The sequence below is a fragment of the Trichocoleus sp. FACHB-46 genome (assembly GCF_014695385.1).
Classification (GTDB): domain Bacteria; phylum Cyanobacteriota; class Cyanobacteriia; order FACHB-46; family FACHB-46; genus Trichocoleus.
Genome location: NZ_JACJOD010000014.1, coordinates 151,732 through 165,693, shown reverse-complemented (window position 1 = coordinate 165,693; position 13,962 = coordinate 151,732). Strand labels below are relative to the sequence as shown.

The following is a 13,962-nucleotide window of genomic DNA, read 5'->3' as shown; positions in this document are numbered from 1 at the left end:
TCAGGCTGCAAAGATGAGTCGCTGCCAGGAGACTGATACTCCTTTAGTGTCTGTAATTATTCCGGCTTATAATGCTGAACGTTTTATCGCTAAAACCCTAGAGTCTGTAATCAACCAAACTTACAAAAATATTGAAGTGTTAGTGGTTGACGATGGCTCTAGCGATCGCACTGCTGAGATCGTTAATCAAATCAGCCAAAACGATAGCCGCATTGTATTACTACAGCAATCCAATTTAGGAGTGGCAGCAGCTCGTAATCTAGCGATTCAAACAGCTAAGGGAGAATTTATCGCTCCCATTGATGCTGATGATATTTGGTATCCCACTAATTTAGAAAAACAGGTGCACTGTCTCTCGCAGGCTCCTGCGTCAGTAGGTCTCGTTTATTCTTGGTCAGCGGATATTGATGAGGCGGACTGGCAAACTGGGGAATATCGAGCTTCTCTGATCGAAGGTTCTGTTTTTAGAACCCTACTTTGCCACTATTTTTTGGGAAATGCTAGCTCAACCTTGATTCGGCGCAGCTGTTTAGAAAGGGTGGGCGGTTACAACTGCATTTTCAAGCAACAAAATGCTCAGGGCTGTGAAGACTGGGATTTATATCTGCGAATTGCTGAACATTACCAATTTCGAGTTATTTCAGAATTTCTAGTTGGATATCGCAAGCTTCCAGCTAGCATGTCCCGTGATTTTACTTCAATGGCCAAATCTCATGCCTTGATGCTACAGGCAATCCGTCAAAAATATTTCGATATCCCTGCTTTAATCTACCGCTTGTCGAGCAGTAGCTTCTATCTGTACTTAGCTCGTCAAAGCTACCAAGGTAAAAATTATCTAGCTTCGCTGTTCTGGTTGACAGCAGCTTTCAAGGTAGACTTTACAACTTCTTTACTAAGACCAGGATTTTATATTTTACTGATAATGAATTTTTTCGGGATGATTACTGATTCACTTGCTACTAAATGCTTTCGAGGGGCTAGATTAACAAGTTCACTTAGGCTTAACAGAAAAGTAGTCAGTACTTCACCAGAGTTTATTAATTCCAAGGCTGATATCAGGATAAAACTACTAATAGAGAGATCACTCCATCGGTGGATGCAAGGAAATCAATTCAAGACGTCTTTAGATAGCTGAAGAATAAATGAATTTTTTAACTATTATCCGGATTTTTTGAAAACAGAATCTACTATTTTTGACTGCACTTTGGGGGAAATAATGGCGACCGCAGTCCTAGACATTGACTTAAAACAGTTACCCGCTGAGATTACAAATTTAGAACGATACAATCAAGCATTAGTTTTGATTCGCTTTAATGGCAAACCGCTAGGCAAAGCGCTCCTGCCTGTGGCAGAAGGACACATTAGTGGTCTGGAGTTGCGAGAACGGTTGGTCAATGCTGTTGGGTCTCAACTTTGGGAACAGTGGCTGCGGGAGTATCTAGACTGGGATGAAGTGCAAAGTAAAAGTTTTTCTTTGCCTCTAGCTACAGTGGCCATTTGTACCCGTGATCGCCCCGATGACTTAAAGCGATGTCTGGATTCTCTGATGCAGTTGCCAGACGACGGCCAAGAGATTTTAGTAATTGATAACTGCCCTGCCACAGATGCAACTCAACAGCTAGTCATCAATTACCCCACGGTTCGATATGTGCGCGAAGATCGCCCAGGACTGAACAACGCTCGCAACCGAGCTCTACGAGAAGCTCGCCACGAGATTGTTGCTTTTACCGATGATGATGCGGCTCCAGACCCAAATTGGTTGCGATCGCTTTTAGTTAATTTTGACGACCCCCTCGTTATCTGCACCACAGGTTTAACCATGCCTCTGGAGCTAGAAACAGAAGCTCAAGAGTGGTTTGAAACTTATAGTCCCTTTGGCAAAGGCTTCCACCGAGTTGTGTTTGAGAGTGCTAAACAGAACCCGTTGGCAACAGGCAGAGTGGGTGCTGGGGCTAACATGGCGGTACGCCGCAGCTTACTTGAACAAGTAGGAGAATTTGATCCCTATCTGGATGCAGGCACTGCTACGTGCTCTGGCGGTGACCATGAAATGTTTGCTCGCATGCTGCTGGCAGGTTACCGCATTGTCTACGAACCTACAGCACTGAGTTGGCATCGACATCGTCGCACTTGGGAAGAACTTCGCCGAGCTCTCTACGGTTATGGTGTGGGCGTTTACGCTTTCTGGACTCGCACCCTGCTAGTGGAAAAAGAATGGGTAATGGTGCAGCCTGCGATCGCATGGTTTCTCCACGACCAACTCCCTAATCTATTTCGCGCCATCTTCCGACTGCCAAATAGCTTGCCCTTAGATCTCGCCCTTGCCGAACTCCAAGGTTGTCTCGCTGGTCCCAAAGCTTATTTAACTGCTCGCAAACAATCTGCCTAAGTTCTCCTTAAGCCGTTAACACCATGCCGACTGTTAGTGTAATTATTCCCACCCACAACCGCAGTGCTGTTCTGAAACGGACCCTTGATGCCCTAGCTCAGCAAAACTATCCTTTGTCTGAGATGGAAGTGATCGTTGCTGCGGATGGTTGTACCGACGACACCAGCGAGATGCTCAAGGCTTATCAAGCGCCTTATACGCTTAAGGTGATTGAGCAACCGAGCCAGGGACCTGCGGTTGCCCGCAATCAAGGGGCAGCCTTGGCATTAGCTCCGTTACTCATCTTTCTAGATGATGATATTGAGGCTTCTCCAGGGTTTGTCGCAGCTCATGTGCAAACTCACCAGAAACAAGCTAATCAAGTGGTATTGGGTTACCTACCCACTATCCTAAAAGCTCAAACAGGCTTCTTCCGAATTACCTTACGGGGTTGGTGGGAAGCTATGTTTCAGAGAATGCGTCAGCCTGGATATCGCTTCGCTTACTGCGATTTGCTCAGTGGCAACTTCTCAGTGAGTGCAGATTTGTTTGCCGCAGTCGGTAAGTTTGACCCTCAGTTCCGCTGCCATGAGGACTATGAGCTAGGCATGAGGTTGTTGCAAGCTAAGGCAAAATTTACCTTTGCTGAAGCAGCGATGGGCTATCACCACGAGTTAACTGATCTCGATCGCTCGTTACGTCGCAAATATCAAGAAGGCAAGGCAGATGTTCAGCTGGGCCAGAAATATCCAGAGCTAAAACCCACTTTATTAGTGTCAACCATGATTGCTCGGTGCTCCTGGGTTGACCGAATGGCCCTAATTGTAATATTCAAAATGCCAGCACTTGGCGATCTGCTGGCCAAAGGACTACGGCGATCGCTCGATCTTTTAGAGTGGATGCGCTTACGGAGCTACTGGCGCACTTTGCTCGATCGCCTCTTAGGCTACTGGTATTTGCGTGGCATCGCTGAAGCTTCTAGCACTCAACAGGCTCTAACTACCTTTTTACAAGGTTCTCGCCCTGTTTCCAGTCCCAACCTCTTAGATATCGAAATCGATCTCAAGGCAGGGTTAGCTCAGGCTGAGTGCAGATTAGAGCAAGAGCGCCCTACTGGAGTTCGTCTCCACTATGGCAAACAAATCATCGGTCGCATTCCAGCCATCCCTGGAACAGAAAGGTTACATGCCGCTCACCTACGTCCGACATTAGCTACGACTTTGGCTCCAGCGTTGATCCCAGCATTGGTCCTAGACAAGGCTGTTAATGTCACTAACTCCTCGCCTCAAGTTACTTACGAACTTCCAGCTCAACCTTCTCAGTCTCCGGAGCTTGTTTATGTCAACTAAGGTACTTGATTTAGACTTTAGCCAGCCGCTTTCTTCTGTTTGGAATCTGGAAGATTTTCATCAACTGCAAGTTTTGGTGCGTTACCACCAAAAACCGCTGGGTTGGATCTACTTACCTGTGCGTCATCAGATTGCTGTGACAGCTGAGCAATTGCAGCAAGCTGCGACCGAACAGTTGGGCTGGGAGTTGATGGCAGCGACAGTTGAGCAACAATTCCTAGAGCTTGAGCCACAAGCAACTATGGCTGAGCCAATTAGCATCATCGTTTGCACCCGCGATCGCGTCTCTGCTCTAAGCCAATGTCTACAATCCTTGCTGGCACTGGACTATCCCAGCTACGAAATCATTGTGGTCGATAGAACTCCTAGTAATGATGACACGGCACAACTCGTTGCTCAGTTGCCAGTGCGCTATGTCCGTGAAAGCCAAACTGGATTAGCATGGGCGCGCAATCGTGGCATTGCAGCTGCACGTCATGGCATCGTCGCTTTTATTGATGACGATGTAACAGTGGATAAGTTCTGGTTGCAAGCGATCGCGAGAACTTTTGCTGATAGCAAAGTTATGGCCGTTACCGGATTGGCTGCACCTGCTGAACTACAAACTCAAGCACAATACCTGTATGAGCTGCATTACGGTGGCATGAAGCAACGGTTGCAGCGTCGTACCGTTTGCAAAACGGTGTTTTCAGAATCACGGATTGTGAATGCAGAGGTGCCCAACCGGAATTTGTTATGGACAAATCTGCTAGGTACAAGCACTAATATGGCTTTCCGCCGCTCTCTCTTTACTGAGCTAGGCGGTTTTGATGGAGCTTTGGGAGATGGTACTCCTAGCCGTGGTGGCGATGAGTTGGAAATGTTCCACCGTCTTTTAGCCCAAGGGCATACTTTGGTATATGAACCTGCTGCGATCGCTTGGCATACGGCTGAACCGAGTCTAGCTCAATTGCGACGAAAGATTTTCAGGGATAACTGCGGTTTTGGTGCTCATTTAGTCGCTTCTACTAGTAAGGGTAGAGTTCACTGGTTGGCTGTAGGGCATGTCATGCTTTACCAATGGTTCTTACAATCAGTGCTGCGGCGCTTCCTGCGTCCCAATCGGCTCTCTCGTTCTCTGATTGCTTTAGAAGTTTTAGGTCTGTTAGTAGGAGCATTTTCCTACAGCTTTGATCGACTTCGCAGTCAACGCATCGAGAACATAGATGTTGAAGTACTGCTTGACTCAGCTAGCGCTCCAGAGGCAGTGTCGTGAGAACAGCTAGCCTATCACGCCGTCAGGGGAAGTTGATGCAGCGATTAGATCTCCTCCGCGAATTAGTAATTCGTGATATCCAAATTCTTTACAAGCGATCGGCTTTGGGTCTTGCTTGGACGCTCATTAACCCCTTGTTACAACTGGCTGTTTTTGCCTTTGTTTTCCAGCTTGTCTTGCCAGTTAATGTTCCTAAGTATTCCTCATTTGTGTTCAGCGGCTTATTGGTGTGGAACTGGTTCCAAAGCTCTCTCTTTCAAGCTACAGGTGTGATCACTAATAACCGGGCACTAATTCGACAACCTGGTTTTCCCGCAGCCATCTTGCCCGCAGTCACTGTCACGACTGGGCTGATTCACTTTACTTTAGCGCTGCCCATTTTGCTAGTGTTTATGAGTATTGATGGCATCGAACTCAAGCCAATTATCTTGGCGATGCCGCTGCTACTAGCGTTGCAGTTTGTACTCACAGTCAGCCTCACCTACCCTTTAGCCGCGATCAATGTCACGTTTCGGGATACTCAGCACATTCTTGGGGTGATTCTGCAACTGTTGTTCTATCTCACACCCTTGTTTTACGACCTGAAAAGTGTACCGGAAAACCTACGTTTGGTTTATCACCTCAATCCAATTGTGCTTTTGGTGGAATCCTACCGAGATATTTTGATCCAGGGCGTACAACCAGACTGGATGGCGCTAGGAATTTTGAGTGCGTTGAGTGTGGTGCTGCTTCCCATTGGACACCAGATTTTCAGACGGCAGAGCGATCGCTTTGTGGAGGAGTTGTAAATGCGTTACGCAGTCTCAGTTCAGGGCCTAGGCAAGCAGTTCTCCCGATATCATGGCGATCGCCCCTTAACTTTTCAAGAAGCCGTTCTATCTGGTTTGCGCCGCATGCAACCCGTTGAGAAGTTCTGGGCTTTACGGGATATCAGCTTCAACGTTCTGCCTGGACAAATGCTGGGGATTATTGGCAGAAATGGAGCCGGAAAATCTACCTTGCTCCAGCTCATTGGAGGGGTGGGCCGACCGGATGAAGGCAAAGTAAAAATCAATGGTCGGATTGGAGCCTTGCTAGATCTAGGAGCTGGCTTTCACTCGGATCTGACGGGACGTGAAAATGTTTTTGTCAGTGGTGTAGTCGCAGGATTAACTCGGCGGGAAGTGGCACGCCGCTTTGATGCCATTGTTGAGTTTGCCGAACTAGCTCCCTTTATTGACAGTCCCCTCAGAACCTACAGCACTGGTATGCAGATGCGGCTTGCCTTTGCAGTTGCGGTGCATACTGACCCACAAGTTTTACTAGTAGACGAATTTTTATCGGTTGGGGATATTTCCTTTCAAGCAAAATGCTTGGATCGCATTGCTCAGTTGAAAGAGCAGGGCTGTGCTATTATCCTAATTTCGCATAGCGCAGAACAAATTCAAGAACTGTGTGACCAAGCGATCTGGCTACGCGATGGCCAAATTATCGCTTATGGCGAGCCTGGAATTGTTGCAGGCCAATACGTGGCTGAAATGCGCTCTGAGACTCAGCGGCGGACTCCTACACGCCCCCCTAAGCTGACCGATTCAGGCATTGAGTTGCGAGTGAATGAAAACCGTTTCGGTTCTTTAGAAGCTGAGATTACTAATGTACGCTTGCTGCCTAAAGGTGAAATTGAGAGTGGAGCTCCCTTAGCTATCGAGATTCATTACCAAGCTGAGCAGCCAGTAGAATCTCCAATTATTAGCGTGACGATCAGCCGAGAAGACGGCCAAGCTTGTTTTGATATCAGTACCGAAACTTTAGGGCGATCGCTACCTCTGCTCGACGGCAAAAACCAAATCACATTACATCTCGATCGCCTTGATTTAGTAGGAGGAGACTACTTTGTGGATGTGGGCATCTATGAGCAGAACTGGGCTTATGCCTACGACTACCATTGGCATGCCTATCCTTTATCGGTTCGCTCACCCATTCAGCAAAAGGGAATTCTGTCTTCTCCTCATCGCTGGCGGCTTAGCCCTGCCCAAGTGCCAGCTTTAGGGACACGCTACTAGGCGATCGCGACTCGGCAACCTAAATCTAGCTCTTCTTTTATTCTCTCAGACTAAGCCAGCCGAGCATCCTAAGAGGAGCAAATCAGCTATGAGAATCCAAAGAGGGTCGCAGTACTGCCTACTTGCTCTATGGTTAGCTTGGACGGTGGGGCTACTTCTGATTTATTACCGCCAAGTCTGGTTGTCACCCACAGAAAATTTAGCCTTAGTTTGGTCCAATCTAGTCGATCTACTGCCACTGTTGGGGATCGGCTTGGGAGCAGCATTACTACTGTTTTTAGCGCAGCGAGTTGGCAGAAAAATTAGTCAACTGCTACGACAGGAAAAATTCACCCAGCCATCCCAACTGCTTTATGGCACTTTGCTTGAATTTGGTGGACTGACAATTTATGTGGCTCTCTCCTATCTCTTGATTCGCCGGGTTTTATTACCAGGGTTACCTTACTTTCATGAAGCCGTTGGGCGTAGTGTCCTAGGAATCGTAGGAGCTGGCTTGACGGTGGTAGCAGCTCAATTTCTGGGACTAGGAGTTTGTCGACTATTGTTGCGTTGGCAGTTTCAGGACTGGCGCGATCGCTGGCTCTACCACAGTGCAATTGGCTTAGGTGCGCTGGCTTATCTCTCTCTAGGACTCGCGTTCCTAGGGATTTACTATCGTTTGAGTATTCAAATTTTAGTTGCAACTGTCTTGGCAGCAGGTAGTTTGTGGCTGGGCTACTGTTTCAAGTCTGACAATTCATTGCAACTTCGCTCAGCTGCTCAACCCCGCCTTACTCCCACCGTGGCCCCTGCTGATCGAATTTGGCAAGGAGTTACTCTGATCGCGATCGCCATTGCATTTGTGTGTGCTTTAGCTCCAGAGCAGGAGTTTGATGCGCTCAGTTACCACCTCAGTTTTCCAGAAATGTGGCTGGAGGCAGGATATTTAGTAGACTTGCCAGCTCAGTATGTTTCGCTTTACCCAATGACTTGGGAGTTGATTTTTGGGGCAGGTTTGGCCCTAGGCGGACCGATCGCTGCCAAATTACTCCATTTTGTTTCTTTGCCCCTGACCGTTCTTCTGACTTACCAGCTCACACGCCGCTTTGTTGCTGGAGTTTCTCCGTGGCTCGCTAGTGCTTTCTTAGTAACTGTTCCAATTGTTTTGTGGGAGGCCACCAGCGCTTATGTTGATTTAGCCTTAGCGTTGCATGTAGGACTCGTGTTATATGCTCTGTGGCAATATGTACAAGAGCGACATTGGCAGTGGTTAGTCTTAGCAGCACTGAACCTAGGCTTGGCATTGGCTAGTAAACACTTGGCGCTCTTTGTGCTGGCACTAGCCGCGATAGGGCTATTTCTACAGCTTTGGTTCCAGACGAAAAACTTTCGACAAGCTGTCATCCCCGCGATCGCTCTTAGTGTAGGCAGCCTAGTGTTACCGTTTCCTTGGTATCTCCGCAGCTGGCTCGCTTCAGGAAATCCAGTTTTTCCAGAACTGTTCAGTCTGTTTGGTGCCCCTGCCGATCGCTGGGATGCAGTTTCCGAAAGAGGATTAGATCATTTCTTAGAGCAATTTGGGCGTCCCGACTCTGTCTTAAATCTGCTCACCTTGCCTTGGGATATGACGGTGAATGCGGCTGATTACGGTGGTACCCTCGGCCCTTTGTTTCTCTTGTTTCTACCTGGATGGGTTTTTATCCGTCGCTACTCTTCAGCTGCGTCCTGGTTTGCAGGCTTCGTCTTGTTGTACGTTGTCCTTTGGGCTTCTCCTTTTTGCAGCTTCCAAATGCGCTTTTTAGTGCCGATTACTCCGCTTCTAGCAATTCTGGCAGCAGCATCGTGTGAAGGGCTTGCCCATTGGCTCAACTCTTTTGCGAGAGGGGGTGGTCTAGCTTTGTACACAGGCTTAGCTGTGCTTCTTCCACTCAACTTGCCGCCATTTCTACCCTTCCACGAAGGTAATCGCGTCGGTTGGACTGGTTGGTTAACCCATGTGATTCGTGAGCTACCTTTGCCAGTAGTAGTAGGACAAACATCAGAAGCCGCTTATTTACAGAAAACAGTCCCTTCCTATTCGGCTTGGCAATATATCAATGCTCACTTACCCAAAACAGCTAGAATTCTCACCTTTAGTGATGGTGACCAATTCTACAGCGATCGCGATCGCTTGTGGAGTGACGCCACGATCGCCCGCCCAGCGACTTGGGGAGCAGCACGAGGACAGGAAAAACAAGCCTTTCAGTCCTTACAGAAGTCAGAAATCTCCCACATTCTCTTCGATAAGCAACAGCTCAAGTCACTGCCTCCAGATACTCTGGCAATCGCCCAACCCGAAGTAGTAAAAACTTGGTATGAGGAAGTATATGAGGATAGCCGTTATATTCTCTACCGAGTGCAGTGGGAGAAATCAGCGCTTTAATCAAAAATCACCCTCACCCCGCCCTGAGTCTCACCCCTTTGATAGTAATTGAGGTGGTAACTGCAAAGGTAGCCTGATACAGCGGATAAAAACCGTTTACTGGATTACAAGACGCAGCTCAGGTTGACTCAATGCTTGAAACAGTTAAAAAGCCCCAACTTCCCCAAGAACAGCCACCTCAACTGTGGTCGCTGGGCAAAGTGATACAGATGGGCTTAGCTGGATTTGCCTTCCTATACTTATTGGGCTATGGCTTTGCAGGTCAGATGATGCTCTCCCCCTCGCCTGCTCAGCAAGTAACTTCTAACGTGACTGATACTGACGATGCGCTTACGATGGTTCCCTAGCATCAACTTGAGCCATTATTCAGGTCAGATTGATTTAGCAGTTAATTAGGTTGGCATCTACCACGGCTTGTTGTAGTTTTTGCAGAGTACCCTGAGCTTTACGGCGATTAAGTAGATCACCGCGATCGCTAAATAATTGTTCTGCCTGCTGTAAATCGGCGATCGCTCCTGGGGTATCACCTAGCTTCGCACGAGCTAGCCCGCGATAGAGGTAAGCAGTGGCGTCTTCAGGATAGAGTCCAATCGCCTGTGTGTAGTCTTCAATTGCGCCTAGTTTGTTGCCAATGCGGGTTCGAGCCACTCCCCGGTAGAAGTAAGTAGTCGCATCATCGGGAGACAGTGCGATCGCCTGGCTGTAGTCTTCAATTGCCCCCAGCTTGTCGCCTAACTCGGCACAGATAAAGCCACGATTGCAATAAGCGACACTGTTGTCAGGATTTCGCTGAATTGCTTGGTCAAAGTCGGCCATTGCCTCTGCTGAGTCGCCTAAGTCATAACGAGCCACGCCCCGGTTGGTATAGGCGACATCGTTATGCGGATCAATCTGTAAGACTTGGGTGTAATCGGCGATCGCCCCTGATTTATCGCCAATTTCGTAACGGGTAGCTGCCCGTTGAAAATAAGCCGTAGCATCATTGGCATCTAACAGCGGTTGCTCAAAGCGATCAATTAACCCTTGAATAGTTTGAGCATCAGTGGTGCGGAGTCCGAGTTCTAGTTCTGGAAAGACGGTGCTAGAGACGGGTAGGTTAGGAATTTTGAGAACGGCTAAGCGGCGATCGCACACTAAGAAATTCTCATCTGCTCCCAAGATTTTGAACTTAAATTGTTGAGGAAACTCCTGCTTCAGTTGCGCTAGTTGCTTCAGCGTGTTGTGGAGCCAACTTCTTTCGGGAGGTGATATGGGCGATCGCGGACTGATATAGCGAGGGGCGTAGCTTTGATGGGTCATGCCCAAATGGCTCCACCCCATCGCAAGGCAACCGCCACGCTGCAAGAACGCTCGAAACTTCTCTAGCAAGGCAGCATCTAAACTAAACGGGTTGGGCCACGGCCAAACTACAATCACTTGATTTTCCGCTTGGTCGAGTAATTCTTCTAAAAAGGCTCGGCTACCCGCTAGTGGTTCCGGGCGATCGCTGGATGTTGGCAAGGTAGAGCGCAGCGCCATGACTAGCTCATGGTTTGGCATTCCCGGCAAAGCTTGCAATTGCTGATTGATACCGCCCAATCGCTTTTGCAACGTTGCTTCTAGCTCGCCCCGGACTTCTACTATGTTGCCCTCCACACCTTCCAGGCGAGTCGCTAAGCTTTGGAGTTGGCTTTGCAGGGCACTGTTATCTAACAGTTGCGGTAAACGATGAATCCAGTCGCGCAGGGCTTTGTGCTGTTGGTATAGCGCTTCCGTGTTGCGTTGTACGGTGCTGATTTGTTGGCGAAGCTGAGCCACCTCAGGGCCTAAACTCGCTTGAGCTTGAATCTGGTCTTGCAAATCTGCCAAGGCAGGCAAGGTTGGCAATTGGCTCAGCCGAGCCTCCATTGCAGCGATCGTTTGGCTCAACTCCTCAAGGAGGTGGGCTTCGCCAGGGGCATGAACTTTACTGTGAAGGACATCTAGTTGTTTGCGAAAAATAGTGATTGCCAACCGCAAAGGGGCGACAGACTGCTCTAGACCTTGATACTTGTGCTGTAGATTTTCTAAATCCACTAAGGCGCGAGTAAATTCTCGCCGAGGTACTAGCCCGGCAATGACTCGGATCAGGGAGTCTACATCTTGCTTGAGGGAACTGGCATCAAAGGGAGTGGGCAAATGATTCAGGCGACGGTTGATGTGGTTAACCTGATCTTGCAACCCTTTCACCTGGCTTATAGGCTCGTTGCTGAGAAGCTTCAGATCAGCCTGGGCTTGTGCCATGTCTGCTTGTAATCGGGCGATCGCGGCTTCCGTCTGCTCTGCTTGAGGATGCGCTGTTAACTGAGCTAATTGGTCTGTCACCTGTTCTAAGGCGGTGGCAACTTGAGTATGCTGGATTTGCATTTGCTCCAAGTCTTGACGCAGCCCTGTAACATCTTGGGCTTTCAGGGGAGCCAGTTGGCGCTGCATTTCCCATTGCAGTGTTTGTAACTGTTCTGAGAGTCTGTTCAAAGACTCACGGTGCCGCCGAAAAAAGTTTTGCTTGAGACTGTCTAGCTCTGCGACGCTGGGTAAGCCTTCAATGTGCTCTTGGAGGTAGGCTATTTCTCTAGTAACGCGACTGTCCAGTCGGGTGATGGTCAACTTGGTCAGTTGCTTGGTTTCTTGCTCAAACCGCTGTCGGTTGACTAGATTGAGAGCCAGCAAGCAAGAAATCGGGGCAGCCGCAAACAGAAATTGCTGCGAGACAGCCGCCGCAACTGCTCCAACCCCTGAGCTTGCAAGCATGAAATATTCGGCAGTTTCGCGCCAGCGACGATGATTCACAGCGTTTCCAGATAGCTGAAGTGAACAAGTCAGAAGGGTCTGCCTAAACTGGGTGGCCTAAACCTGGTTATAAGAGTAGATTGCACCGTGACAGAACAGCACCTTATTTCGCTTTTCAGCTCAGCTCAAGTGAATCAGGAACGTCTACGCATGGCAATGGTGATATAAAGCACGAGTTGCGGTGATACGGTGCAGCTCTCTAAACCAGCGATCGCTCTGCATCTTTGAATAGCAGCCTGCTGGAGCTGACTTGGCTTCTCCGTACCTCGCTTTTTAAAGATTGATTGAAGTAAAAAACTGTCAGCAGAGTTAAATATTTAGCTAAGCCTTTGGCGATCGCACCTTGGCTAAAAAGCTTGACAACTCCTGTGCCAGCCACTTTTGCTCTGTATGAGTCAGCGCCGAGCCAAACTGGTGAGTTCGCACTCCCTCGATTAAGGCACAGGTATACACAGGCTGATCGTTGATTCGCATTTGGCTATCGAACCATTGAATGGCTTCCAAATCCTCCGTATTACCTTCAACTTGACGGTACCGCCAACCCAAACACTGCTGCTGGAGCCGAAAACGATGGCGATTGATTTCTACATACGTCTGGATGGTAATGGGAGCTAAGGCATGGCCTAGTAAAGTTAAACCTGCCATCCAGAAGGGAATGGAGAAGAGGGGGAAAAAGATGGGCGCACCCATCGCGATCGCCGAGCTTGTCCAAAAAAAGATAAAACCATTCCAAACCAGCGCAAAACCGAATAAACCAAGATTGCGAGATAGGAAACGTTGGGGTGGGATGTCAACTAGCACCTCCTGGGCTGTACGCTTTAGCTGAATGCGACTGCCAGCAGGTTGCCGATCAATCTGGAACTCGGAGTTTGCCAACTCAACCTGATGACGAGGTGGCGCTTGTAATGCAGCCAAAGCTTCCTTGGCAGACGGAAAGCGATCTTCCATCGCAGGCTCTAGCATCTGGTCGAGCCAATCAGCGAAACTGGGAGAGAGCTGTGTACAGGCACGAATATCGATTTTGAGGCGACGCTGAGGCAAATCAGCGGGAGATTGGTGGGTGAGCAAAAATAATAGCGTGGCACCCAAGCCGTACAGATCGGTAGCGAGAACGGCTTTACCCCGAAACTGCTCTGGAGCCATGTAGCCATAGGTGCCCACAACTGTACTGCCTTGAGTCAGAGTGTCCCGGTAAGTGTCTTGCACCGCCCCAAAATCTACTAAGAAGATTTGCCCATCCGATCGCCGTAGGATGTTTTGGGGTTTGATGTCGCGGTGAATCACAGGTGGGGTGAGCGAGTGCAGGTAACTCAGCACCTCAAGGACTTGTATCGCTAGCTGCTTAGCTTCGGCCTCTCCAATCCGCCAGCCTTCCTTGACCCACTGCGCTAGCGATCGCCCCTCTGCTAATTCTTGCACCAGATAAAACCAGCGATTCTCTGGCGTATCTACCTGGAAGTAGTTGAGATAGCGCGGAATGGCGGAATGTTGCAGATAGGAGAGAACTCTGGCTTCTCGCTCAAACAGTTCCAGCACTTTCCAGTCAGTGATGCGCCGAAGAGAGAGGGCTTTGAGGGCGACTTGCTGCTGGGTTTGTAAATCCGTGGCTTTGTAAGTGGTGCCAATGCCCCCCTGACCCAAAACTTCCAGGATGCGGTAGCGATCGCCAATCACATCCTGCGGCTGATGTAGTGCCTCCATCCACCCTGCTCCTCAAGCTGCGGTTCTGCTTTAATTGT

General features: G+C 48.9%; 10 protein-coding genes. 8 read left to right on the top strand and 2 right to left on the bottom strand.

What is annotated here, in order from left to right:
• The first annotated feature begins 13 nt into the window (after positions 1–13).
• The 8 genes from H6F72_RS11090 to H6F72_RS11055 all read left to right on the top strand — a co-directional run bounded on the left by H6F72_RS11090 (position 14) and on the right by H6F72_RS11055 (position 9,762).
• On the top strand, positions 14–1,135 hold the full coding sequence (locus H6F72_RS11090) for a glycosyltransferase family A protein (RefSeq protein ID WP_190434760.1): 1,122 nt from the start codon (positions 14–16) through the stop codon (positions 1,133–1,135).
• An 81-nt stretch (positions 1,136–1,216) separates the two neighbouring features.
• The gene (locus tag H6F72_RS11085) at positions 1,217–2,389 is read left to right on the top strand and encodes a glycosyltransferase family 2 protein (protein ID WP_190434758.1); all 1,173 of its coding nucleotides are present in this window, start codon (positions 1,217–1,219) and stop codon (positions 2,387–2,389) included.
• Between the two features lie 23 nt (positions 2,390–2,412).
• A complete protein-coding gene (locus H6F72_RS11080; protein WP_190434755.1) occupies positions 2,413–3,717 on the top strand; it encodes a glycosyltransferase family 2 protein in 1,305 nt (434 codons plus the stop codon).
• A complete protein-coding gene (locus H6F72_RS11075) occupies positions 3,707–4,972 on the top strand; it encodes a glycosyltransferase family 2 protein (RefSeq protein ID WP_190434752.1) in 1,266 nt (421 codons plus the stop codon). The genes H6F72_RS11080 and H6F72_RS11075 overlap by 11 nt, the downstream gene beginning before the upstream one ends.
• Entirely contained in the window at positions 4,969–5,760 is a 792-nt protein-coding gene (locus tag H6F72_RS11070) for an ABC transporter permease (RefSeq protein ID WP_370527482.1), read from the top strand. The genes H6F72_RS11075 and H6F72_RS11070 overlap by 4 nt, the downstream gene beginning before the upstream one ends.
• A complete protein-coding gene (locus H6F72_RS11065) occupies positions 5,761–7,014 on the top strand; it encodes an ABC transporter ATP-binding protein (RefSeq protein WP_190434748.1) in 1,254 nt (417 codons plus the stop codon). It begins immediately after the preceding gene.
• 88 nt (positions 7,015–7,102) lie between these two features.
• Positions 7,103–9,415, top strand: a complete 2,313-nt coding sequence (locus H6F72_RS11060; protein WP_190434745.1) for a phospholipid carrier-dependent glycosyltransferase — start codon at positions 7,103–7,105, stop codon at positions 9,413–9,415.
• Between the two features lie 131 nt (positions 9,416–9,546).
• A complete protein-coding gene (locus H6F72_RS11055) occupies positions 9,547–9,762 on the top strand; it encodes a hypothetical protein (protein ID WP_190434742.1) in 216 nt (71 codons plus the stop codon).
• A gap of 34 nt (positions 9,763–9,796) precedes the next feature.
• On the opposite strand, the gene H6F72_RS31085 is transcribed toward H6F72_RS11055, so the two are convergent.
• Both H6F72_RS31085 and H6F72_RS11045 read right to left on the bottom strand, forming a co-directional pair.
• Complete coding sequence (locus tag H6F72_RS31085) at positions 9,797–12,223, bottom strand: tetratricopeptide repeat protein (RefSeq protein WP_190434739.1); 2,427 nt, start codon at positions 12,221–12,223, stop codon at positions 9,797–9,799.
• Between the two features lie 321 nt (positions 12,224–12,544).
• Positions 12,545–13,924: a serine/threonine-protein kinase gene (locus H6F72_RS11045; RefSeq protein WP_190434736.1), complete on the bottom strand. Its 1,380-nt coding sequence runs from the start codon at positions 13,922–13,924 to the stop codon at positions 12,545–12,547.
• Positions 13,925–13,962 lie beyond the last annotated feature (38 nt).

Bases quoted from the DNA above. Each gene is read 5' to 3' on its own strand.
- H6F72_RS11090 (WP_190434760.1), top strand. From the start codon at position 14: ATGAGTCGCTGCCAGGAGACTGATACTCCTTTAGTGTCTGTAATTATT.
- H6F72_RS11075 (WP_190434752.1), top strand. From the start codon at position 3,707: ATGTCAACTAAGGTACTTGATTTAGACTTTAGCCAGCCGCTTTCTTCT.
- H6F72_RS11045 (WP_190434736.1), bottom strand. From the start codon at position 13,924: ATGGAGGCACTACATCAGCCGCAGGATGTGATTGGCGATCGCTACCGC.
- H6F72_RS11080 (WP_190434755.1), top strand. From the start codon at position 2,413: ATGCCGACTGTTAGTGTAATTATTCCCACCCACAACCGCAGTGCTGTT.
- H6F72_RS11055 (WP_190434742.1), top strand. From the start codon at position 9,547: ATGCTTGAAACAGTTAAAAAGCCCCAACTTCCCCAAGAACAGCCACCT.
- H6F72_RS11060 (WP_190434745.1), top strand. From the start codon at position 7,103: ATGAGAATCCAAAGAGGGTCGCAGTACTGCCTACTTGCTCTATGGTTA.
- H6F72_RS11065 (WP_190434748.1), top strand. From the start codon at position 5,761: ATGCGTTACGCAGTCTCAGTTCAGGGCCTAGGCAAGCAGTTCTCCCGA.
- H6F72_RS11085 (WP_190434758.1), top strand. From the start codon at position 1,217: ATGGCGACCGCAGTCCTAGACATTGACTTAAAACAGTTACCCGCTGAG.